This window comes from Thauera sp. 28 (assembly GCF_000310145.2).
Lineage (GTDB): Bacteria > Pseudomonadota > Gammaproteobacteria > Burkholderiales > Rhodocyclaceae > Thauera > Thauera mechernichensis.
Map to the genome: position 1 here is coordinate 254,771 of NZ_AMXA01000001.1, position 23,163 is coordinate 277,933.

Consider the following 23,163-nt stretch of genomic DNA (forward strand, 5'->3'; position numbering starts at 1 on the left):
GCTGCCCCCTCGCATCGCCCAATTCACGCAATCCGGGTTAAGGAATCATGCAATTCTCTGAACAGTGGCTGCGGACCTTCGTCGATCCGCAACTCGATAGCGCCCAACTTGGCCACCTGCTGACGATGGCGGGCCTTGAGGTCGAGGAGGCCGAGCCGGCGGCACCCGCTTTCAGCGGCGTGGTGGTCGCGCGCATTGTCGAGGCCGACAAGCACCCCAACGCCGACAAGCTCAAGCTGTGCAAGGTCGATGCCGGTGGCGCCGAGCTGTTGCAGATCGTTTGCGGGGCGCCCAATGCCGCGGCCGGCATGAAGGTGCCGTGCGCCCGCGTGGGTGCCGTGCTGCCGGGCGATTTCGCCATCAAGGCTGCCAAGCTGCGTGGAGTGGAGTCCTTCGGCATGCTGTGTTCGGCGCGCGAGCTTGGGCTCTCGGAAGATCATGGCGGCCTTTATGCCCTGCCCGATGACGCCCCTGTGGGCGCGGACATCCGCGATTACCTGGGGCTGGACGACACCCTGTTCACCATCAAACTCACCCCCAACCGCGCCGACTGCCTGAGTCTGTCGGGCGTCGCACGCGAGGTGGCGGCGGTGACCGGTGTCGAGTTGCGCCCCGTGGCGGTCATCCCGGTCGCACCGAGCTTCGAGGCCCGTCGCGGCATCGTGCTCGATGCACCGCAGGCCTGCCCGCGTTACTGTGGTCGCATCCTGCGCGGCGTCGATGCGCGCGCGCGCACGCCGGAATGGATGGTGCGCCGACTGGCACGCAGTGGCATCCGTGCGATCAGCGCGCTGGTCGATGTCACCAACTACGTCATGCTCGAGCTCGGCCAGCCGCTGCATGCCTTTGACAACACCCGACTGCAGGGCGCGATCCACGTTCGCTTGCCGCAGGAGGGCGAAACGGTCCTGCTGCTCAATGAGCAAACCGTGACGCCCGCGGTGGACACGCTGCTCATCGCCGACGAATCGCGCGCGCTTGCGCTGGCCGGCATCATGGGCGGTGAGGAGAGCGGCATCACGCTCGACACCACCGAGGTCTTTCTCGAGAGCGCGTTCTTCGCCCCCGATGCCATCGCCGGGCGCGCGCGCAGCTACGGCTTCAGTTCGGATGCCTCGCACCGCTTCGAGCGCGGCGTCGATTTCGAGCTGGCGCGCATTGCCATCGAGCGTGCGACCCGCCTCATCCTCGACATCTGCGGCGGCGAGGCCGGACCGGTTGAAGAGGCTGTCGCTGCCGACGCATTGCCGGCGCGCGCGCCGGTACGCTTGCGGCCGGCGCGCGCGCGCCGTGTGCTCGGCATCACGCTGGACGACCAGGCGATGCTCGAACTCCTGCGGCGCGTTCACCTTGCAGTCGAGCGCAGCGGTGATGACTTCCTTGTGACGCCGCCGTCGTGGCGTTTCGATATCGAGATCGAGGAAGATCTTATCGAGGAGCTTGCGCGTCTTCACGGCTACGACAACATTCCCGCGGTTGCACCGCAGGGCAGCCTGATGATGCTGCCGCGCTCTGAGCGCAGCCGTCCGGTATGGGCGCTGCGCCATCTGGTGGCGGCGCGCGGCTATCAGGAGGTGATCAATTTTGCCTTCGTCGAGGAGGCCTGGGAGCGCGACTTCTGCGCCAACGAAGAACCGATCCGCCTCGCCAACCCGATCGCCAGCCAGCTCAGCGTCATGCGCTCGAGCCTGATCGGTGGCCTCATCGGTAACCTCGCCACCAACCGCAAGCGCCAGACCGACCGTGTACGCGTGTTCGAGATCGCTCGCACCTTCGAGCGCAAAGCTGACGGCGAGCCGGTTGCCGGTTTTCATCAGGTCATGAAGCTCGCCGCACTGGCGGCGGGCACGGTAGTGCCCGAGCAATGGGGCGAGAAGGCGCGCAACGTCGATTTCTACGATGTGAAGGGCGACCTTGAAGCGCTGTTCGCCCCGCGCCGGCTCGACTTCGAGCGCCTGTCGCATCCAGCCCTGCACCCCGGGCGCGCTGCAAGCGTCCGTCTTGACGGGCGCAGCATCGGCATCCTCGGCGAGCTGCACCCGGTCTGGGTGCAGCGCTATGAGCTCGGCAGTGCGCCGGTCGTATTCGAGATCGAGCTCGATGCGCTGCTCGCTGCAGAGATGCCGGCCTACGCCGAGATTTCCCGCATGCCCGCAGTGACTCGTGACCTCGCCCTTGTGGTCGGCGTGGAGGTCAATGCCGGCAAGGTCGTGGAGGTGCTGCGTGCCGCTGCGCCGGCCATCGTGCGCGAGATCGAGCTGTTCGACGTCTATCATGGCAAGGGCATCGACCCTGACAAGAAGAGTCTTGCCTTCAGGGTATCGATGCAAGATACTCAGCGCACACTCGAAGAGGGCGAAGTTGAGGCAGTCGTCACACTACTTGTCAGGCAGGCCGAAGCGGTACTCGGCGCACGTCTGCGTGGAGCAGGGGACTGACATGACTTTGACGAAGGCCGAACTCGCCGATCTGCTGTTCGATCAGGTCGGGCTGAACAAGCGCGAAGCCAAGGACATGGTCGAGGGCTTTTTCGAGGAGATCCGGATGGCGCTCGAGCGGGGCGACAGCGTGAAGCTGTCGGGCTTCGGCAACTTCCAGTTGCGTGACAAGCCCCAGCGCCCCGGGCGCAATCCCAAGACTGGTGAAGAGATCCCGATCACCGCCCGGCGGGTGGTCACCTTCCATGCCAGCCAGAAACTGAAGGCCGCGGTGGAGCAACTCAGCGATGCAAGCAAGCAGCCCTGAAATCGGCGTCGAAGCGCTGCCGCCAATTCCGGCGAAGCGCTATTTCACGATCGGAGAGGTCAGCGACCTTTGCTGCGTGAAGCCTCACGTCCTGCGCTATTGGGAGCAGGAGTTCACCCAGCTCAAGCCGGTCAAGCGGGGCGGCAACCGCCGTTACTACCAGCACCATGAGGTTCTGCTCATCCGGCGCATCCGGCAGCTGTTGTACCAGGAGGGTTTCACCATCTCCGGTGCGCGCAATCGCCTCGGCGAGTCTGCGATCCAGGAGCAGGAGAACGGGGTCGAGGTCGAGCGATACAAGGCGGTGGTGGCCGAGGTCCGTGCAGGCTTGGTCAAGGTGCTCGAGGTCTTGCGTGCATGAGCAATATTTCGGAAGCAGTTTCTGGTAATTTCTGAAAACGCTGCTATAATGGCGGCTTGTGTCGGGGCGTAGCGCAGCCTGGTAGCGCACTTGCATGGGGTGCAAGGGGTCGCGAGTTCGAATCCCGCCGCCCCGACCAAAGAATACTGTTTAGAATCAAGTAATTAAGCCAACCTGAGGGTTGGCTTTTTTGCGTTTATTCACGCCGTTTTGGGTTTGGGGGGCCAGTTGGGGGGCCACACTGCCGATTTAGGGGCCAACCGCCAAACCTAGGGCAGACGAAGGTTCCACGGCGTTCCACCGGATTTGAGCCTACAGAATTCGCGCTGCCTGCGACCTGGTTTTTCCGTCGGCTCGTGGGACGATGGCTGGGGCAGGTCCTCTGATTGCTTTAGCCAGGGCTCTGGTGATGGCCATTGCGAGAGTGACTATCGGGCGGGCGGCGGGTGCCTGTGGCCTCCCCAACTGGCCCCCCAAGAGTCTGGCTTATTACCTGAGGCACCGCGCCGAGAAAATCCGTCATCTCGGCTTCGAGCGAACGCCTTACGGCGCCGCTTAAGTCAAACGTTGAATGACAGCTTTCCTCAGATCTGAACGGCAGCAACGGGGCGGTCGTAGGCGGCCTCCCGATGGGCTCCGTGGGTTTGGCCCTGAAGGTCTCAGTCCGGCCATGAACTGCCGGTCGCCATCCGAACAGATAGGTCGTTTAAGCGGCTACTTCACTTTGAAACCTGCCGGATACCCTACGCGGAAAACTTGCCCAAAGCGGCTGCCTGAGCCTCTTCCAGCCGGGATAGGCAATCTCGGCAGAACTGTTGTGTGTTGCGCTACGCAATACACCATGACAGACTTTGCGCAGTCTCTACTAACTGCACGAAGAAGCTGAGGTCCCCCATGAATGCACCTACCGACGTCCCCCATCCGGGAGTACGTATCAAGGCCGAAGTTATTCCAGCCGGAATGTCCGTCACCAAGGCCGCAGAACTCATGGGTGTAGGCCGTCCAGCCTTGTCGAACCTGCTCAACGGCAACGCTGCTTTGTCCCCCGACATGGCCGCACGCCTGGAAAAGGTTTTTCAGTACCCGCTCAAGGACTTGATGGAGATGCAAGCGCGGTACGAGGTGGCACGAGCCAACCGGATAAATACGCCCGCCGACACCAAAGCGTATGTGCCGCCGTTCTTGGCAATCAAGGCCAACGACATTGAAGGGTGGGTTTCGCACAACATCCCGGCACGCACACGCTTGGCCGTTTTCCTGCGCTCGCTAGTGCATTCGACCGGCCGCGGGCTAACGAAAGTGGATTTTCCAGGCAACGACGACGCCGAGCGCCCCGGATGGGATGGTCTCGTAGAGGCAACCGAAGGCGCCCCCTGGGTTCCGTCCGGGCAATCCGGCTGGGAGTTTGGCACCAACGAGGATCCAAAGACGAAGGCAGACGGAGACTTCGAAAAGAGCGTCAAGGCATATGCAGAGCGACAGGAGCGCTCCGAGATTACGTTTGTGTTCGTCACGCCGCGCCGCTGGGCCGGAAAAAGTGCCTGGGTCGAGGCCAAAAGGGCAAAGGGACTTTGGAAGGATGTTCGCGCTTACGATGCTAGCGATCTTGAGCAATGGCTAGAGCAGTCGCTGCCTGCGCAAGCATGGTTTGCAAATGAGACGCACATCCCTGCGCAGCACGTTCGGTCGCTCGATAAGTGCTGGGCAGACTGGGCCAATGTCTCGACGCCGCCACTGGCCGGCACTCTGTTTAGCTCCGCCATCGAGGCGACCAAGCGTGCTATTCAGTCGCGCTTGTCCAAACCCTCCGAGGGGCCGATATATATTGCGGCAGACTCCACTGAAGAGGCTCTTGCCTTCCTATCTGAACTGCTCAGTGACCGCGGAGGGGAAGACCTCGCCTCATACCGCGACCGCGTTCTGGTGTTCGACAAGCCTGGTGTCTTGCCGCGCCTAGCAGCGGGCGCACAGACTTTCATCCCGGTCGCTTTCACGCGGGAAGTCGAACGCGAACTCGGCCCCTATGCGAAGTCGTTGCATTCTTTCGTGATCTACCCCCGCAACGCGACAACCACTACGCCCGACATCGTTCTGGAACCCGCGAACTACGAGACGTTCAGTAAGGCGCTCGAAGAGATGGGCAAGAGCCGTGACGAAATTTCCCGGCTTGCGAACGCCTCGGGCCGGTCACTTACGGTATTGCGCCGCCGGCTTGCGACGGTTTCGGCGGTGCAGACACCTGAATGGGCTGCGGATCATCAAACAGCGACAAAACTCGTTCCGTTCCTGCTTGTGGGCGCATGGAACAGCCAAAACGAAACCGACAAGCTGGGACTTTTGCTCTTGGCCGGTGGGCGCTCCTACGAAGAACTTGAAAAAGAGTGCCAAAGCCTCGCGCAACTGAACGATGCACCGATCTGGTCGGTCGGCGCATACCGAGGCGTGGTCTCGAAGATTGACCTGCTTCACGCCATTGCTAGCGCGGTGACGCCCGCCGACCTGAGCCGCTACTTCTCAATGGCAAGTATGGTCCTTGGCGAGGACGACCCGTCACTCGATCTGCCCGAAAATCAGCGCTGGGCCGCTTCCATTCACGGCAAGACGCGTGAGTTTTCCAGTGTGTTCCGGGAAGGCGTTTCTGAAACCCTAGTCTTGCTAGCAGTTCACGGCGGGCCTCTGTTTAAGAACCGCCTCGGTGTCGACACCGAATTTGAGGTGGTACGCGTGGTGCGCGAGCTACTCCCGACACCATTAATCACACGGGTTTTGGAGGCCAACGACCGCGACCTTCCTACCTATGCTGAAGCGGCTCCTGATGAATTTCTTTCGACCCTAGAGCGTGACCTCAAATCCGAGAACCCCGCAATTTACGGACTTCTACGCCCGGTGAGCTCGGGCGTGCTCGGCAGCGGCCCGAGCCGTACCGGGTTGCTTTGGGCACTGGAGGGACTTTCGTGGAACCCGGCGACGTTGCCACGTGCTGTGCACATTCTTGCTCAGCTCTCTCAGGTCCAGATTAACGATAACTGGAGCAACAAGCCGATTAACTCGCTGAAGTCAATTTTCCGGGCCTGGATGCCGCAGACGGCGGCGGACCATGAGCAGCGGGTGAAGTTGATGAAGAAATTAGCCGAGAAGTTTCCAGACATTGCCTGGCAGCTCTGCCTTGCACAATTCGGCACACATTCTCAAATCGGTGACTACAACCATAAGCCGCGCTGGCGACCTGACGGATATGGCTTCGGCGAACCGTTTGCGACATGGGAGCCGATCAACGCCTTCGTGCGCGAAATGGTTGAGATGGCCCTGACCTGGAAGGACTATTCGCTCGAGATGCTTTGCGATCTAGTCGAACGGTTACATGACCTAAGCGAGGCGGACCAGACCCGCGTGTGGCTACTGATCAAAGACTGGGCAAAGAGAACAGCCAGCGATGCCGATAAAGCGGCCATGCGTGAAAAAGTCCGCGTCTCTACTCTATCCCGACGTGCGGCGATGCGCGCGAAGAAGAGCGGCAAGACAACGAGCCTAGCGACCGCGGGCGCGGCCGCCTACGCCGCGCTTGAACCCAGTGATCTCCTGAACAAGTACGCCTGGTTGTTCCGCGACGGATGGGTTGAGGAGTCTGCAGAGGAAATTGAGGACATCGAGAGTTTCGACTTCGACAAGCGTGACGAGCGCATCAGGAACCTGAGGACTGACGCGTTACGAGAAATTCTCCGGCACCGCGGCCTTGCCGGGATTCTGGAGCTTTCTGTGCGAGGGAGAGCATCATGGGTGATTGGTGCCCTGGTAGCCAGTAACGTGCTGTCCGAACAGGAACTCCATGAACTGTTGCGGCTCGCGCTTGCCCCAATTCTTGCCGGCAAGGACGAGGTGCACGCCCACAAGAACCTTATCGGCGGCGCGCTACGCGCGATGCCCGATGATTACAAACGGGACGCGACTCTCAAGACCGTCGCAGCGAGCCTGCCTGAAGAAGAGACGGCGCAACTTCTTATCCTTGCGCCATTCGGCAAGAGCACCTGGAAACTGGTTGACACCCTCGGCAAGGCGGCCCAGGCCAAGTATTGGTGCGAGGTGATCCCAGGCTGGCTTCACGAGAACGATGCCGAGAACAATGAAGCCGTCGAAAGGTTATTGAAGGCAAAACGCCCACGCGCGGCGTTTTCTTGCGTCAAGTATCACCCAGAAAAACTCGATGTGCAGGTCCTCTTTCGCGTCCTCTCGGAGATGGCACAAGGCGGCAACGACGAGCCTAGCCAATACATGCTCGAGCATTACCACGTCGAAAAGGCTTTCGAGCACTTGAACAGCAGCCCGGCATTGACGCTCGATCAAAAGGCAGGTTTGGAGTTCGCCTATATTGATGCTCTGGCGCGCCCCTGGAGTCGGCGAGACAGCTACGGAATCCCGAATCTCGAGCGTTATGTCGAGGCGCATCCTGAACTCTTCGTACAGGCAATTGCTTGGACATTCAAGCGCAAGGACGGCGTTACCGACCCTGCCGAATTTCAGATTCCGCCTGAGCGCATCAAAATCATGGCGGAACGAGGCTACAAGCTGCTGGAAGCTATCGAACGCATTCCCGGTCACAACGAGCTTGGAGAACTGGAGGCGGCTCACCTCGCACAGTGGATCACGACCGTTCGCCATGAAGGCAACGCGTTGGGTCGCGCCGATATCGCCGATATCTGCATTGGCAAGTTGCTATCGCATGCCCCGGTTGGTAAGGATGGCGTGTGGCCGTGTGAGCCGGTACGGGATGTGATGGAGGACGTCCAATCGGAGCCCCTGATGAGCGGCGCTCGTACAGGGATTTACAACTCCCGAGGCGTTCACGCACGCGGTGAAGGAGGCGACCAGGAGCGCGATCTGGCTGAGAAGTACCGCAAGTGGAGCCAAGCGCTTCAGGTGTCGCACCCATTCGTTGCGACGAGGCTTCTATTGGACTTGGCGAAAACCTACGAGCACGAGGCGAGCCGTGAAGACACCGAGGCAGGTATCAGGCGCCGTTTGCGCTGAATCGGCCGCTCAGATTTCCGGTTCTTGGAATCAGCACATGGAAAGAATTGTTAAATCCCTCTTAACCGGCAACTTTGAAATGCCCATGTCGGATTGCGCGCTCCGACAGTGCGGACTGGACTACCCGATTGTCTACGAAGGGCCGGGACTCCTAACGCAGGAGCAGGACAAGTCCATACTCCTGAGAGTGTTCGCCGCTCCCGTGGACCATTCGGAGGCGTTCAATCGCCATTTCAACGGAGATCTGACGCCGGGCGAGTTGGTTCCGGACTCCCAGTACTACGACTTCGAGGGGAGGGATCCCTACGGGACGGTCTGGAGGGCGAATCGGATATCAATCGAGACGGACTTCGGTTCCGGAACCTACGTGCGCGCGCGGCCGAGGACTCTCGAGAAGACGGAGGAGCGGTCGAAGCCGGTTGAGCGACCGGTGGTGGTGGCATTCCTTCCGAGAAAAATCGAGCTGCCCTGGCACGCGGTTACCGAGAAGGGAGAGCGGGGCTGGTCGGTAGACCGATTCGAAAGGAATACAGGGCGCCTCGAGTGGCGGATCGCCAAGACGGACGACGGCGCGTGGTTGACCTTCAAGTGCGAGGATTCCCCGGTCGAACCCCGCCTCGAGGCGTTCCTGCGCGGCCTGTCCATTCTCATGGGGAGGTGGCTGAAGCCTATTTGCCTTTCAATTTTCGAAGGCGAGCGGCAGACGACGAGGATGCTGAACCGGCTTCACGAGCCCGACGCCGAGAAACTGCTCGCTCCGATTAGGACGCAAAGGGATTTAGCGGAGGACGCCCACCTGTTTCTGGAACGGTTCATGGAGAAGGCCGCGGATGAGAACGAGGGTGGGGAGCGGGCCTGCGATTTGGTGCATCGGTACTGGCATCGGATCCTCAGGTCCCGCGAGAACGACATCGAGAACAGTTCGCTGGTGCTTTCCGTGGCCCTCGAGGGACTGGTGAAGAAGACTCTGCTTTCCAAGAAGGACGTCGATCCCGAGTTCGTCAAGCAAGCCGAGGAAGCCAAGCCTATTTTGAAAAAGGCCGGGCTCGGCCCTCGGGCATTAGCCTGCGTCCTGTCGAGCTTGGGAAACGCAAAGCATCCGAGGGTTCAGGACGCCTTGCGGCGACTCGCGACGGAGGGCGTCGCAAGCGAGGCTCACATCGAAGCCTGGAAGGGGCTCAGGAACGCTGCCGCCCACGGGAGCGTCCTCGAAGAGGACGACAGGGCCCTGCAAGAACACCTAGATCGCTTCCACGTCTGCCTCGACCTGTACTACCGGCTCGTTTTCCTTTTGATCGGATACGACGGAAGGCACACGGACTACGGAACGAGGGGGTGGCCGACGCGCGCGTTTCGACTGGGCGGGGAGCTAACGGCCTCCGCCGCCGCCGAGCCGGTCAGTCCTCCTGAGTGCGCCTTAGGATGCCTAGACGGAGGTCATTTGACGGCTTGAAGCCTCCGTCGCCGAGGCTCTCTGCTTTTAGCCGAAATACCGATAGAAGGCGGACACGGTCTCGATGACCGCGGGGAACGATTTGCCGGTAGCCTTAGCCTGTCACCACGAACGGCTGCTGTACTTTGTCACCAGGCTTTCAGCCGGTGACTGCGCGAAGGACCGCAACGGGTCGATCCCGGAAACTCGTGATGCAGGTGAACGGTTACCCTTTCGCATAATTCCGCTGCGACCCGGGTGAGCGCTCCGGCCGAGGAGGGGCTGGGGCGGCTCGGTGGCTGTGCTTTCAGCTCAAGCCAACCCTCCTCGAGATGGGATGCTGCTAACCACTCGCTGGTACCAAAGACGGGGGCAGGTCAGGCCGTCTTGACGTTATAGCCGACGATGCCCGTGCCTCGAGTATTCATGGAGCGGGCGTCGGGATCTGTCAGGGAGATTTGCTTGTCAGGCGCGTTCTCGAGTTGGACGCCAATCGCTTCGAGCTCCTTCATCCGAGCCTTCAGGGTGGTGATCTTGTCGGTCTGCCGTTCCTTCTTCGCCTGGGCCACGGCGGGCTCTTGCCGGTCAGCGCTGTCCATCTCAACGAGGTAACGCTCGATGCTCGCCTCGATCTCCTGCATTCGCCACTGCAGTTTGGCGCTGGTGAAGTTTCGATCTCGGCTATTGACGGCCTTGAACTTGCTGCCGTCAATGGCGACCACAGCCTCAGCGAACAGCCCCAGTTCCCGGAACAGCACTACGAACTGCCGACAAACGCCACGGATCCCCTTCGGGTTGTCCTTGCGGAAGTTGGCGATGGTCTTGAACTCGGGCGTCAAACGGCCCAGCAGCCACATCAACTCCAGGTTGCGCTGCGCTGTGCCTCGCGCTCCAGGCGGCGGCTCGACTGGATCCGGTTCAGGTAACCGTAGATGTAGAGCTTGAGCATCGCCCCTGGGTGATAGGCGGGGCGTCCAGTCGCGGCTGGATCGACCCCCGCGAAGCCCAACTTGCGAAGATCGAGCTCTTCGACGAACACATCGATGACCCGGACGGGATTAGCCTCGGCAACGAAGTCGTCCAGTGTCTCGGGCAGCAGGGCCCCCTGCGTGCGGCTCTGTCCTTCTACGAATCGCTTCATGGCGTCATACCTGGCTGAGAATGCCTAGATCATAGCCAATGGGCCGTTTTTACACAGCCTCGGTAGGGCTCAGTCGTCTGACAGAATTGAGGTCGTTGGCTGCTGCGAGCCCTCTAATACTCATGGAGCCTCCTACGGACCTGAAGCTGCACCTGTCCCTTCTTCGTCGAGACGCAACGGGAAATACGTTGATTCCCCAGAGGCGTTGGTCATGGAGGCGGTCTGGTGCAGAGCCTGAGTAATGCGCAGTGATCTCTAAATAAATCCCCATTTACAGGGGTTTATTTTTTATATCTTGTTTTGTGTTCTGTGACTGCTCGGCGCGCTATACCTTTTTGCGAGTCAACCAGTTGCCCGACTCTGAATTTGGTACGCGAGGCCAGAAATAATGAACTACAGAGCATAACTCTTGGCAAGGAGATGTCGTGTAAGATCTAAACATAGTTATTGGTAAACAGGATGTTATGAAGATGATTAATTTAACCGTACCTGTCTCACTTAATTACTCGCGGAGGACGCATGTTCAGATACGTCGGGCAGATAAACGAAAGAAAAAAATGTCTGCAATTGCCACACTCACCTATGCTGAGCTCTCCGAAAGAATGCAGCAGCGTGTTACCGACGGCGTCGTAAGCGCTGCATCCCTTCCTAACCTGAAATCGGCACTCAACGCCTTCCTGAAGCAAAACGGCCTGTCTGAAAACTCCGTCATTGGTTCAACGCTGCGGGCCTCCTACTACCGTAGCCTCTCCAAGCACGTTGAGCACCTGAAGTCCGAAGGGCGTTCGGCGGGTTACATCGCAAACCGCAAAACCTTACTTGGGAGGTGGTCATCGTTGGTCAATCAACTCGACCACCAGGACGCCGTTTCCAAGAACGCGTTCACCCCTTTCCAGCTCGCTCTCAAAGACATTCTCGTGCAAGCCAAGACGACCCCGGCTCAGCTGGCAAAAGCCCTTAGCATCACCAAAAGTACCTTTGGTAACTGGCTGAAAGGCGCCCAGCCGAAGCAAAGCGCTCTTCCGGCTCTTCGTCGCATTGAGGTCTTCTTCGCAATGGAACCTAATGCTCTCGTATCTTTGGCGTATGGGCGCAACTACTACAAGCCTGCCGACGAGGCCTCACTCCAGACGATCCCCTACCGTGAGCGTCTGGCAGTCGTCACCAAAGACCCATATCGGTTGAAAACGATTTCCGAACAGCTTGCCAATGAGTGGCGAGGTTTGATCATTCACAAAACGGAAAAGTTGCCTTTGCTGAAACGGCATTCCCGGGGTGCTTGGGGAACAACGGAATACATTACGCAAGGGAAAACCGACCGCAATCAACATCTGTTTGTCAAAGACAAGTATGTCCCGACGGGAAGTGTTGTGTGGCAGTTACTTGTCTCATACTTGGGTTGGATGTGTCGCGACGCTGGGTCCGGAGGTGCCGGATTCAGCGTTGATGATGTGCAAACCCTTGCTTGGCTCACCCACAAGTCTTTGGGGCACCGCTATCTGGCGTGGAAGATTGAGCGTGCTGGGGACAAAATCCATAGCGGCATTCTGGACTTTTTGAAACAGGTCAAAGCCCTTACTCATCCGGCTCATGGCTATCTCACTCAGATGCCGGCCCTTAATGCGCACCTGCCTGAACATTCCCGCCATGAAAACTGGAAAGAAGCGTGTCGGGAGGTCTTTGAGTGGTCAGTCGAGACGGCTCGTACCCTCAACGGTGGAGGGATCGAGCAGTCGAGGGAGCCTATGCAACCCATCTTGCACATCCTTGAGCTTCCTGCGCCGTTGGAAGCGATTGGCGACATGACGGCCCGAATGGCGGCCAGCAGGCCCGTAACAGGGGGTGTTGAGGAGGCAATTTGGGCCCGTGACCTGTTGCTCATGCGGCTCATGACGTCGAACCCGCTACGGGCCAAGAATTTGAAGCTCTTGACTTACAAGCCGGACAACACGGGGAACCTGTACAAGAAGGCTGATGGAAGCTGGAACATCTGGATTGACAAGAAGGCTTTCAAGAACCAGAAGGGAGCGGCGGCCGACAAAGATTACGATGTCACAGTGACGCCGAACGTCTGGCCGATGATCGAGCAATACCTTCACGTGTATCGCCCTATGTTGCCTGATGCCGACAAAGTCCCTTTCGTGTTCCTGTCCTCGATGACCGAGAAAGCGGAAGGTCACATTGGGGCGTGGAAGTCCTTGAACCGTCGCGTGTTCTACCTGACGAAACGCTTCTTGTGGGACTGCCCGGGCATCGGATCTCATGGCCTGAGGTACATCGTAGGTACCGCCATCCTGAAAAAGAACCCTAACGCTTGGAGTCTGGCTGCGGCTGCGCTCCACGACAAGGAGGAAACGGTCAAAGCCCATTACGCGCATCTGCGGGGCCGAGACAAGGTAGGCTACGCGCAGGAGTCATTGAAGGAGTACTACGCCCGTATCTGAAGTGAGGGGGGGTGTGAGGCCCAGCCATCCGCTGGGTTTTCTCTTTGGGGGGCCGGCGTGAGTGGGCTCAGATCGCGGGCAACTCTCTTAGCGCAAGCTCAAGGAGCCGATAGCGACTATCGGGAAGTCCTCGAGTTGATTTGGAGCGCCTGGCGAACCCGCCTTTCGGTTCCGTACTTGACCAAGTGCTCCAGTGGTTCGACACGGCGCTGCATGTCGAGCGTAATCGTCGTGCTATCCACCGCTTGGCGTTTTCTGTTCGCTTCCCCGGCTTGATCCCTGCGCGAGTTAGATCAAGGAAGCGCTAAAAACATGCGCTGGACGGTCGTCTCGATATCTTGCGTGGCGAGCGGGCCGTTCGGGAAGCGATGGCGCTGCCGCTCCTCGCTGATTTCAATGTCCATGCCGTAACGGTCTACGCCCAGTAAGCGTGGCCGCCTGCCCTGAGGCGCGACAAGTTCGCGCAGGGCAAGTTGTTCCTCTTCTGGAGCCAGCGTGGCCAGCGTGTGCCAGTCAGCGGCCTCGAGCCATCCCATTTTCCCGACCCCGCCGATGTAGCGCACGCGTCGTGGCGTCAAGCGGAAAAAGCTGAAATCGAGCGCCAGGAGCGGTTCGGCGGCGGGAAAGTAACGCAGGAAACGCTCGACGAAAGCTGAACTCGGCTCAAGCGGTTCGACATCGCCCACAATCGTCATCCGGGGGGCGGTCTGTACATCGGCCGCGCCAGGCTGCGTGAGGGCGTAGCTCACGCGAGCGTCGGCGAGGATGTTGCGCGTGTGTTCGGCCAGGCGGCTGATGCAAAAAACGGGCCGGTGTGCTTCATCAGGGACGTGAGGAACGGCCGTGGCGAATGGGTATCCGGGGACGGTCTCCGAATGGGTTGCGAGTGTCCCATCGGTTGCCAGGTGGAGAAGGTCGATAGCCAGTTCGATGGGGATTTTCATGTTTGCGTCTTGGAGGCGGCGTCCCGTGATGCCCGCGTCTACCCTCTGCCTGGGTAGGCGCGGACATCGTTCAGTACATCTTTAGCATCCGCACGTCGAAAGGTACTCGAGGAAGTCGTCCATTTCGTCAGGCTGGATGGCGCGCGGCGCCTCGGCATCGAGGAAGCCGCTGACAATGCCTTGCGCGAATTCCGTCTTCGCCTGCACGATTTCGTCGAAGTGGCCCCACCAGTCAACGACATAGGCGACCTTGGCCACCTTGTTCAGCTCGTTTCGTAGCGTTTCACTGAAGCCCTCGGCCTTCAACTGCTCAACGATGGGCGTCATCGCGGCCCGGTAGGTCGCAGCGTCCTTTTCCTCGTACTCATAGACCTTGGGCTGTTCTTCAAGAAGAAATTCCGCCAGTTCGGGTATCGAGTCGAACCACATGAAGACACGGGCTGAGTCCAGGACAAACGAGCCCCCAGTGAAAATTCCGAACGGGGCTGTGCGCGGGTCGCGTTCCAGTGCGCCTTTGGTAGAGGAGTAAGTCGCTTCAGTCATATCAGGTCTCCGTGAGCGTCGAGTGAGGTCTCAGGTGTTGTTCCTCTGGGACCTATCGTAAGTCTGATGTGGCTCAACGGATGAGCTACTAAATCGACTCGACCCCCCGTTTCAACATTGTGCGGACCTGCTCGCGCAGCTCCGGGGGCGATATGACCTTCACGGCAGGGACATGTCTGAGGATGTCCATGATGAGCTCGGTCGGGTTGCTGAACGGGACCTTCAAACGGTAAGAGCCGTCGGGTTCAAAGTGCCCCTGCTGCTTCTGGTGCCAGGTCTCCCGGCTCACCCAACGCGCTTGTTCAGCGGTGAACTCCAGTTCTGCCCACTGGAGGTCTTTGCCGGAGAAGATTCCATAGCCGCCATCGAGGATGCGCGCAATCTCCTTGTCGCTGACGTCCTTGGCTGGCTCCTTGGAGAGCGTCACCTTCTTCATCGCATCCAGCGCAAAGCTGCGCAGTTCATTGCGCAGATGACACCAGGCATCCAGGTACCAGGCCTCCCGATAGAAGGTCAGCCGCTGGGGCGAGACCTCGCGGGTGATGGTTTCGTCACGCGATTTGACGTAGTGGTCGATGACCAGGCGCTTGCGTTGAAGGACCGCTGTTGCAACGAGGGTGAAGTGCTTCCCGTCGTGGACGCGCGCAGCTTGGCGATGAAAGCGGATGCGCTTTTCGATGTCGCCAACAGTGACATTGCCTTCGCCCAGGATGGTTTGCAGTCGCGCAAGCAGGGGCTCGACATGCTCGGCGAGCAGGCCGGGCTCGAGGTTGCGGAGGAGCTGCTGCATCGTCAGGAGTGCAATCACCTCCGACGAGTTGAACCAGAGCCCCGGTAACTCGTACCGAGGGCCAGAGGAGGGGGCATCGAATCGGTAGCCGCCTGCATCCCGGTCCCAGACGATGGGGGCATTGAACCGCTCGCGCAGGTACTCGAGGTCGCGCTTGAACGTCGCTAGGGAGACCTCGAGCTCCTCAAGAAAGACCTGGACCGGGACGACTCGACGTTCATCGAGCAGACGGTCGATGTGATAGAAGCGCTCGGTCCGGTCCATCAGGTCTCCTGTGCGAGAGGGCTACAGGAGAATACCTGCCTTTTGGTATAACACGGTAAGCGTTAAACGCATGTCCTGCGGCAGATATGACCACCCGATGGCGGCGAGGTCCTCGGGAACACCGAAGAGGGCTTCGGCGACACCGCCGGTGATGGCGGCAACCGTGTCGCTGTCCCCGCCAATGGAGATGGCGCTGCGGATGGCGTCCTCGAAGTCGGTCGCGGTGAGTGCGCAGACAAGCGCCTGCGGAACCGTTTCCTGACAGGTCTCGTTAAAGCGGTACGTCGGCCGTATGTCGTCGGGTGTGCGCTCAAGGTCATAACCGAACCGCTCGGTGATGGCGACTTTGATGTTCGCCGGGGTGACACGCTGGCGAGCGAGGAAGATGGCAAGCGCAGTCGCCTGTCCGCCCTTGATGCCCTCTGGATGATTGTGCGTGACCTCAGTAACAGCCTTGGCCAGCTCCAATGCCTCATCGACGGAGTTGGCAAGCAGCCCCGCAGGGGATACGCGCATCGCTGCGCCGTTGCCGTAGCTGTTGTAAGGCTCCACTTCGCCGCGAGCAAGCCAGCGCGAAAACATGCCGCCCCAGCCGCCGTTATCGAAGTACCGACGCCCCCAGTCCATGAGCGCGGCGCCGGGGTGACGGTCATTCACGAGCGCATCGGCTACGGCAATCGTGCAGATTGTGTCGTCCGTATAGAAGGCATTCTCGTGAAAGAGAGGGCCGAAGGCCTTCGTTTTGACGTTGTTCCACTCGTAGACCGAGCCCACGATGTCACCAATCACTGCTCCCAACATTGCATAGCCCCTCAGTTGCGATTGATGCGATGCGTGCGGTGACCCACCGTCACCACCGTGCCCTCGGTGTCGACGACGGCATAAATGTCGAGGACGGGCTCAAGGCGGCTGTAATGCTCAGCGCCAACCCTGCGCCTGATGCGCTCACGGCTTTTGTGGGTCAGATAGACGAGCTTCGCTCCACGCTTGTCGTACTCATGAGCTCCGAACTGCACCAGGAGCGGTAGAACGTCTTCCGGGATACCCCGTTGCTGCAAACGGCGAGCAGCGTGGTGAGTCAGGGTCGTTCCAGTCATGGCAGGCCTCCAGCGGACATGATGGAAGTCATTATCCCGAGTGGGTAGCTCATGGCGTGAGCTTGGTCGTGCCTTGGTGAATTGCCCATCTCGGAGAGCGGGCGACGCTTCCCCCATCGGTATGTGGCTCACCGGGTGAGCTTGATTTTTGGCATCATCATATGAAATCTGTGGGGTTTGCGTGACCGAAAACCTTGTGAGCTGTGCTTTTGGTCGTTAGCTACTCGAGTCCTGAAAGTAGAATCCCAACGCAACAGCGAGGCGATTCCTAACGAATCGCCACCCGCCATGAGGACGTATCTTGGTCGTGGCAAGAGAACAGTGAGTAGCCCAGATGGATGTGTTTGAGTTTCGTGGGAAGTTGGTTCGTGACTACGCAGCGTTTACTCGCAGCTTTACGCGTATCCACGCCGAGGACATCAAGGCCTTCGTCGATGAGGCCTACAACTCCGGCCGCTACTGGCCCGCGCCGCTCGTACAGGTCAATCCCAACTTCAAGACAGGCGGCACCGTTGAGGCCTTGGTGGCGGCTGGCGCTCTCCACCCGGAGTGCGGCCGCATCTTCCGTGCGGGCAAGTCGGCGTCGAGCATGGGCGTCTCGCTCACACTCTTCAAACACCAGGAAGAGGCCATCGGATTCGCGCAGAGCCGCGAGAGCTATGTCCTGACCACGGGTACCGGCTCGGGCAAGTCGTTGGCCTACTTCATCCCCGTCGTCGACGCTATCCTCAAGGCAAAGGCAGTCGACCCGACCGCTCGTACCCGGGCCATCGTCATCTACCCGATGAACGCGCTCGCCAACAGCCAGCTTGAAGAACTCGGCAAGTTCTTGGGCGATTATGGTGACCATCCGCCCGTGTCCTACGGCCGCTACACCGGCCAGGAAAGCGACGAGGAGCGGCAGCGGCTGGCCGCGAACCCGCCGGACATCTTGCTCACCAACTTCATGATGCTCGAACTGCTCATGACGCGGCAGGACGACAAGGACAAGGCGGTCATTCGCAACGCCAAGGGCCTGCGCTTCCTGGTGCTAGATGAGTTGCACACCTACCGCGGCCGCCAAGGGGCGGATGTTGCGCTGCTGGTGCGCCGGGTGCGCGAGGCGCTTGCCGATAAACTGCAGTGCATCGGCACGTCGGCGACGATGGCCACCGAAGGCACCGAACAGGCAAAGAACGAGAAGGTGGCCGAGGTTGCCAGTCGCTTGTTCGGCACCCGCATCACAGCCGCCAGTGTCATCACCGAAACCTTGCAGCGGATCACGCCGGAACAGTTGCTGGTCGAGCATGTGCAGTCGCAACTTGCGGAATCCATCCGTGCTGGCGTACCGGAGTCCGCCTCCTATACGGCGCTCGCCCAACACCCGCTTGCTGTCTGGGTGGAGCTCACGTTGGGGCTGACCCGCGACGAAGGCAAGTGGCGTCGTGCTCGTCCCATCACCCTCGATGCTGCCGCCGACCAGCTGGCGGCGGATGCGGGCGTCGATGTCGAGCAGGCCAGAGCAGTATTGGCGGACTTCCTGTTGCTCGCCTACCGCACCACCGACAAGCCGCCCTCCGAGGGCGGGCGCAGCCTTTTCGCCTTCAAGCTCCACCAGTTCATCTCAGGCGGCAGCAAGGTTTACGGCACCCTCGAACCAGCAGGGCGGCGTTACCTGACGCTCGAAGGGAGTCAATTCGTCCCGGGTGACCGTGCCCGTCGGCTCTTTGCGCTGCATTTCTGCCGCGAGTGTGGGCAGGAGTACATCCCCGTCTGGGACGAGAATAACTCGGGCGGTCGGGTGTTCAACCCGCGCAGCATCGAGGAGCGCAGCCACGAGGACGAAGACGTCAAGAACGGCTACTTCATGCCGGATACGACGGGCGTCTGGAATGACACGCTCGACCGTTATCCTGAGACCTGGCTGGAGCCCAAGAAGGACGGCGACCTGAAGCTGCGCTCTAACTACAAAAAGCGCCAGCCCCATCATGTCCGGGTCGATGCAGAAGGTCGTCATACCAGCGACGGCACCACCGGTTGGTACATTCCGGGGAATTTCGGCTTTTGCCTGCGCTGTGGCGTTGTGCACCCGACCGCAGGCAAGGAGTCGCTGCGGCTCACTGGCCTGTCGGGCGAGGGGCGCAGTTCGGCGACCACCATGCTCACGCTGTCCGCCCTGCGTTATCTCTACGAGGAAGATGACCAGCTCAAGGAAGAGGCCAAGAAGGTCCTGGGCTTCACTGACAACCGCCAGGATGCAGCGCTGCAGGTCGGCCACTTCAACGATTTCCTGCAGGTGCTGCTGCAGCGGGCCGCGCTTTTCGCAGCGGTTCAGAAGGCGGGCGGGAGCCTGACCGAGGGCGAAATCGCCGAGGCTGTATTCAAGTCGCTTGGCTTCGACCGCGACGACCCCGGTGTGCGTGCCGAGTACATGCAGGAGCCCGATATCAAGGGCAACGCCCGGCGCCAGGTGCAGGACATCATGCGTGCCATCCTTGGCTACCGCGTGTATTTCGACCTGCGCCGTGGGTGGCGCTTCAACAACCCCAATCTGGAACAGCTGGGCCTGGTTCATATCGAGTACCAGGACCTCGATGACCTCGCCGCTGACGCGGCGGAATGGTCGGAGGCACCGGTTGCCTTGCAGGCGGCGTCACCCGAGGTCCGCAAGCGGCTTCTGGTCATGCTTTTCGATGCCATGCGCCAGGGGCTGTGCCTTGCATCGCGCTACCTCGACCGCAGTGAACTGGACCGCCTCAAGACTTCCAGTTATGCAAACCTGCGTGAGCCTTGGGGCTTTTCAGAGGACGAGAATCCAATCTCTTCGAACTGGTTCATCGTCGGTGCCAAGCCCCGTGACGAGGACCGCAGGAACGTCGAGTATCTCGTCTCTGGGAGTGCCCGGTCCAAGCTCGGCCGAGAAGTGAAGCGCCCGAGCAACTGGCGCGAAGCGGACGAGAGCGACAACCAGCACACCGCCAAGCTCAAGGACGAGCAATGCGAAGAGGTCATCAGGGCGCTGCTCAAGGCAGCCAAGTCCTATGGTCTGGTGGTGTCTGAAGAGACTGAATTCGGTATCACCGGCTACCAGCTCAACGGCACGGGCCTGTTATGGACGCTTGGTGAGGGCAAGAGCAAGAAGAGCGCGGATGACAACGCCTTCTTCCGCAGCCTGTACGGCAATATCGCCGGCATGCTCGCGGACCCGGTGCATCGACTTTTCGATTTCGAGGCGCGCGAACACACCGCCCAGGTCGAGCAGGACGAACGGCTGGAGCGCGAGGCTCGCTTCCGCTTCACCCAGAAGGACCGCGACGATTGGCAGGCCGCGAACAACAAGCCGCTGGAGTGGCTTCCGGTGCTGTTCTGCTCTCCGACCATGGAACTGGGCGTCGATATCTCCTCGCTCAACACCGTGTACATGCGAAATGTCCCGCCCACGCCGGCCAACTACGCGCAGCGCAGCGGCCGGGCAGGGCGCGCGGGGCAGCCTGCGCTAGTCATCACCTATTGCGCTGCACAGTCGCCGCACGACCAGTATTTCTTCCGCGACCCGGTGCGCATGGTCCATGGCCAGGTCAACCCACCCACGCTCGACCTCGCCAACCGCGAACTCATCCAGAGCCACCTGCACGCCATCTGGTTGGCGGAAACCGGCAAAAAGCTCGACAACAGCGTGCGCGGTTTGCTCGATATGAACGACCCTGCCGCACCGCTGACCGACGACTACCGGTACCAGATGGATGCGGATGCGCCGCAAAAGCGTGCGCATGAGCGTGGCCTGCGTGTCCTGGCCATGCTCAGGGACGAACTCACCGAGGAGAAGGCCCCCTGGCATACGCCAACCTTTGCCGATGAGGTGTTCCGGCGCGCTTTCCAGTCCTTTGATAAGGCACTCGACCGCTGGCGCGACCTATTTGCCGCCACCAAGCGGCAGATGGAAATCAACCAGAAGGTGATGAACAACCCAGCTGCGAGCGAACGCGACCGGCGAGATGCCAAGCAGCGCCACGACGAAGCCTTCCGCCAGCAGACGCTGCTGCTGCAGGAGTCCGGCTCGGCCAACTCCGACTTCTACACTTACCGCTATCTGGCGAGCCAGGGCTTCCTGCCGGGCTACAACTTCCCGCGCCTGCCGCTGATGGCCTACATCCCGGCGCGCAAAGGCAAGATTGGTCGGGAGAACTTCCTTTCGCGCCCGCGGTTTTTGGCCCTGTCCGAGTTCGGTCCCTACAGCCTCATCTACCACGAAGGTAGCCAGTACCGCGTCGTGCGCGCCATGCTTTCGGTCGGCGCCGAAGACCAGGTTTCCGTGGGTGCCAAGCTCAGCACCGAAGTGGCGCGCATCTGCCCCGCTTGTGGCTACGGCCACTTCCGCAACCAGCGGGATGCCGACCGTTGCGTTTCGTGCAACGCCCCGCTGGCCGACTCCGTTGCCGTGCAGAACCTCTACCGCATCGAAAACGTCTCGACCAAACGGGCCGAGCGCATCACCGCCAACGAGGAAGAGCGTACCCGGCAGGGTTACGAGATGCAGACCACCATCCAGTTCGGCGAACAGGACGGACGCCTTCAGGTCATGCACGCAATGATGAAGGAAGGCGACACGCCGGTGCTGGAACTCCAGTATGGCGCCGCTGCGACCGTGTGGCGTATGAACCTGGGCTGGCGGCGCCGCAAGGAGAAGAGCCTCCTCGGCTTCATGATTAACCCGGTCACCGGGCATTGGGTCGGTGGCGCGGAAGAGTCTGGCGAGGCCGATGCCGACACCCCTCCAGACAAGACCCCGCCGCAGCGCATCGTCCCCTACGTGGAAGACCGCCGTAACGTGCTCATCGTGCGCCCGCTCGAAGAGCTCGACATCAAGACCATGGCGACGCTGCAGTACGCCCTCAAGCGCGGCATCGAAGCGGTCTATCAGCTTGAAGAGAGTGAGCTGATGGCAGAACCCCTGCCCAAGGCCGACCTGCGCCGTTCCATCCTGTTCTACGAATCTGCCGAAGGCGGAGCGGGGGTGCTGACCCGCCTGGCGACCGAGCCTGAAGCGCTGGCCAGGGTCGCAGGCGAAGCACTGGCCATCATGCACTTCCGCCGCCCTGATTCGGGTGTCTGGAGCCGAGCGCAATTGGTCGAAGAGCTCGACGCCGATGGCAAGCCCATCTGCGAGGCGGGTTGCTACCGGTGCCTGCTCTCCTACTACAACCAGCCTGACCACGTGAATATCGACCGGCAGGACGTCGACAACGAGGGCAAGGTACTCGACATCCTGTGTCAGCTGTCGCACGCGAGGGGTGAGGCTGGCAGTTTCGGTCGTACGGCCGAGGCGCAGCTCGGTGAGTTGGAACGCGTTTCCGGAAGTTCTCTGGAGCAGGCGTGGCTGAACTATGTCCGTGAGTATGGCTATCGGCTGCCAGACAGGGGGCAGCACACCATCGAGCGCTGTCAGGCGTCAGCAGACTTTTTCTATGAAGACTGGAAGGCCGTAATCTTCATTGATGGGCCTCATCATGCGGCCGAAGCTCAGGCGGAGAGGGATGCGGCTATCAATGCGTGTCTGGAGGCTGCGGGATATTTCGTCGTCAGGTTCCCCAAGGATTCAGATGCCTGGTCGGATATCTTTAAGCTTCATGCAGCGCTATTTGGGATATCGAAGGATGTTCAATCATGACAAAGAGCATTCGGGAGCAGCTAATAGCGCTTGGGTTGGCCGGAGCTTCGAGTGCATCAAAAAGTGGCCGTTTACGCCAAGAAGGGAAAGGTAGTCAAGAGGAAGTTCGGAAGGAAAGTGCTGAAGTTCGTCAAGTATGTGAAACCGACGTAACCAATCCCGGCTTTACGCAGAGTCGTTCGTTTGGAGCTGGTGCGTCGACTCTGCGAGAGCAGCTCATTGCAGAAGGGCGAATCAAACCGGTCGATTCGTTTCTTGCTCGAGCGGAAGAGCTGCGAAAGAAAGCCATTGCAGCGGGTGAAAATCGGCGGAATGGTGCGGATGGCCTGCGAGCGGCGGGAAAGTCTGGTAAGGATGCGCAAGCTGAGAAGAGAGATAGCAAGTCCAGAGCTAAGCCCACTATGGCGCCGAAGGCTGAACGTAAGGCTAAGCGCAAGGCTGAGAACAACCTGTCAGATGGCCTCAGTCATCGAGAAAAGAAGTTTAAATGCTCCATCTGTGGAAATTGGATTCCTCTTGGAGAGGGTCTCAAGCATGAAGCAATGCACAAAGGGATTGATTACGTTCCAACCTCAGATATCCGTCCTCGAGAGGTGGGATGTAACAGCGAAACTCAGTCGAATACGTGGGTTCATGTTTACCAAGGTGGATTGCCCGGTCTCGGAAAGAGGCACTAAGGAGGGATGGATTTGATGTCCGTAGCTACGTTTCAACCTGGCTCCCTCGTCTC

General features: G+C 60.1%; 13 protein-coding genes, 1 tRNA gene and 1 pseudogene. 9 read left to right on the forward strand and 6 right to left on the reverse strand.

Going from position 1 to position 23,163, the window contains the following annotated elements; translation table 11 throughout:
• The first annotated feature begins 47 nt into the window (after positions 1-47).
• From pheT to C662_RS19715, 6 genes are all read left to right on the forward strand, one after another.
• Complete coding sequence (gene pheT, locus C662_RS01195) at positions 48-2,438, forward strand: phenylalanine--tRNA ligase subunit beta (RefSeq protein ID WP_002923851.1); 2,391 nt, start codon at positions 48-50, stop codon at positions 2,436-2,438.
• Between the two features lies 1 nt (position 2,439).
• Positions 2,440-2,745 (forward strand): integration host factor subunit alpha, encoded by a 306-nt coding sequence (locus C662_RS01200; protein WP_002923852.1) that lies wholly within the window; start codon positions 2,440-2,442, stop codon positions 2,743-2,745.
• On the forward strand, positions 2,726-3,106 hold the full coding sequence (locus C662_RS01205) for a MerR family transcriptional regulator (RefSeq protein ID WP_002923855.1): 381 nt from the start codon (positions 2,726-2,728) through the stop codon (positions 3,104-3,106). Before C662_RS01200 ends, C662_RS01205 begins: the two co-directional genes overlap by 20 nt.
• A gap of 62 nt (positions 3,107-3,168) precedes the next feature.
• Positions 3,169-3,245: transfer RNA gene (locus C662_RS01210), tRNA-Pro, on the forward strand.
• 755 nt (positions 3,246-4,000) lie between these two features.
• The gene (locus C662_RS01215; RefSeq protein WP_083485714.1) at positions 4,001-8,131 is read left to right on the forward strand and encodes a HigA family addiction module antitoxin; all 4,131 of its coding nucleotides are present in this window, start codon (positions 4,001-4,003) and stop codon (positions 8,129-8,131) included.
• A gap of 37 nt (positions 8,132-8,168) precedes the next feature.
• Positions 8,169-9,584 (forward strand): hypothetical protein, encoded by a 1,416-nt coding sequence (locus tag C662_RS19715; RefSeq protein WP_002923858.1) that lies wholly within the window; start codon positions 8,169-8,171, stop codon positions 9,582-9,584.
• Positions 9,585-9,943: 359 nt separating this feature from the next.
• On the opposite strand, the pseudogene C662_RS01230 reads toward C662_RS19715, so the two are convergent.
• Positions 9,944-10,704: pseudogene (locus C662_RS01230) on the reverse strand (transposase); the annotation flags it as partial.
• A gap of 557 nt (positions 10,705-11,261) precedes the next feature.
• Between C662_RS01230 and C662_RS19720 the strand changes: the two are divergent.
• On the forward strand, positions 11,262-13,148 hold the full coding sequence (locus C662_RS19720; RefSeq protein WP_002923863.1) for a hypothetical protein: 1,887 nt from the start codon (positions 11,262-11,264) through the stop codon (positions 13,146-13,148).
• A 293-nt stretch (positions 13,149-13,441) separates the two neighbouring features.
• Here C662_RS19720 and C662_RS01240 read toward each other — a convergent pair whose 3' ends face one another.
• From C662_RS01240 to C662_RS01260, 5 genes are all read right to left on the reverse strand, one after another.
• The gene (locus tag C662_RS01240) at positions 13,442-14,092 is read right to left on the reverse strand and encodes a HugZ family pyridoxamine 5'-phosphate oxidase (RefSeq protein ID WP_002923866.1); all 651 of its coding nucleotides are present in this window, start codon (positions 14,090-14,092) and stop codon (positions 13,442-13,444) included.
• A gap of 81 nt (positions 14,093-14,173) precedes the next feature.
• Entirely contained in the window at positions 14,174-14,635 is a 462-nt protein-coding gene (locus C662_RS01245) for a hypothetical protein (RefSeq protein WP_002923868.1), read from the reverse strand.
• A gap of 88 nt (positions 14,636-14,723) precedes the next feature.
• Positions 14,724-15,689 (reverse strand): helix-turn-helix transcriptional regulator, encoded by a 966-nt coding sequence (locus C662_RS01250; RefSeq protein ID WP_002923869.1) that lies wholly within the window; start codon positions 15,687-15,689, stop codon positions 14,724-14,726.
• 21 nt (positions 15,690-15,710) lie between these two features.
• Positions 15,711-16,490 (reverse strand): ADP-ribosylglycohydrolase family protein, encoded by a 780-nt coding sequence (locus C662_RS01255; protein ID WP_002923871.1) that lies wholly within the window; start codon positions 16,488-16,490, stop codon positions 15,711-15,713.
• An 11-nt stretch (positions 16,491-16,501) separates the two neighbouring features.
• Positions 16,502-16,786 (reverse strand): hypothetical protein, encoded by a 285-nt coding sequence (locus tag C662_RS01260; protein ID WP_002923872.1) that lies wholly within the window; start codon positions 16,784-16,786, stop codon positions 16,502-16,504.
• 334 nt (positions 16,787-17,120) lie between these two features.
• Here C662_RS01260 and C662_RS01265 point away from each other — a divergent pair, with 334 nt between their 5' ends.
• Positions 17,121-22,433, forward strand: coding sequence for a DEAD/DEAH box helicase (locus C662_RS01265; protein WP_002923873.1), 5,313 nt, complete (start codon positions 17,121-17,123; stop codon positions 22,431-22,433).
• Positions 22,430-23,110: a hypothetical protein gene (locus C662_RS20215; protein ID WP_157354412.1), complete on the forward strand. Its 681-nt coding sequence runs from the start codon at positions 22,430-22,432 to the stop codon at positions 23,108-23,110. The genes C662_RS01265 and C662_RS20215 overlap by 4 nt, the downstream gene beginning before the upstream one ends.
• The last annotated feature ends 53 nt before the right edge of the window (positions 23,111-23,163 follow it).

What these genes read in the sequence shown, in the direction of transcription:
- pheT (WP_002923851.1), top strand. Translation starts at nt 48, where the DNA reads ATGCAATTCTCTGAACAGTGGCTGCGGACCTTCGTCGATCCGCAACTC.
- C662_RS01205 (WP_002923855.1), top strand. Translation starts at nt 2,726, where the DNA reads ATGCAAGCAAGCAGCCCTGAAATCGGCGTCGAAGCGCTGCCGCCAATT.
- C662_RS01250 (WP_002923869.1), bottom strand. Translation starts at nt 15,689, where the DNA reads ATGGACCGGACCGAGCGCTTCTATCACATCGACCGTCTGCTCGATGAA.
- C662_RS01265 (WP_002923873.1), top strand. Translation starts at nt 17,121, where the DNA reads ATGGATGTGTTTGAGTTTCGTGGGAAGTTGGTTCGTGACTACGCAGCG.
- C662_RS01260 (WP_002923872.1), bottom strand. Translation starts at nt 16,786, where the DNA reads ATGACTGGAACGACCCTGACTCACCACGCTGCTCGCCGTTTGCAGCAA.
- C662_RS19720 (WP_002923863.1), top strand. Translation starts at nt 11,262, where the DNA reads ATGTCTGCAATTGCCACACTCACCTATGCTGAGCTCTCCGAAAGAATG.
- C662_RS20215 (WP_157354412.1), top strand. Translation starts at nt 22,430, where the DNA reads ATGACAAAGAGCATTCGGGAGCAGCTAATAGCGCTTGGGTTGGCCGGA.
- C662_RS19715 (WP_002923858.1), top strand. Translation starts at nt 8,169, where the DNA reads ATGGAAAGAATTGTTAAATCCCTCTTAACCGGCAACTTTGAAATGCCC.
- C662_RS01255 (WP_002923871.1), bottom strand. Translation starts at nt 16,490, where the DNA reads ATGTTGGGAGCAGTGATTGGTGACATCGTGGGCTCGGTCTACGAGTGG.
- C662_RS01240 (WP_002923866.1), bottom strand. Translation starts at nt 14,092, where the DNA reads ATGAAAATCCCCATCGAACTGGCTATCGACCTTCTCCACCTGGCAACC.
- C662_RS01245 (WP_002923868.1), bottom strand. Translation starts at nt 14,635, where the DNA reads ATGACTGAAGCGACTTACTCCTCTACCAAAGGCGCACTGGAACGCGAC.
- C662_RS01200 (WP_002923852.1), top strand. Translation starts at nt 2,440, where the DNA reads ATGACTTTGACGAAGGCCGAACTCGCCGATCTGCTGTTCGATCAGGTC.
- C662_RS01215 (WP_083485714.1), top strand. Translation starts at nt 4,001, where the DNA reads ATGAATGCACCTACCGACGTCCCCCATCCGGGAGTACGTATCAAGGCC.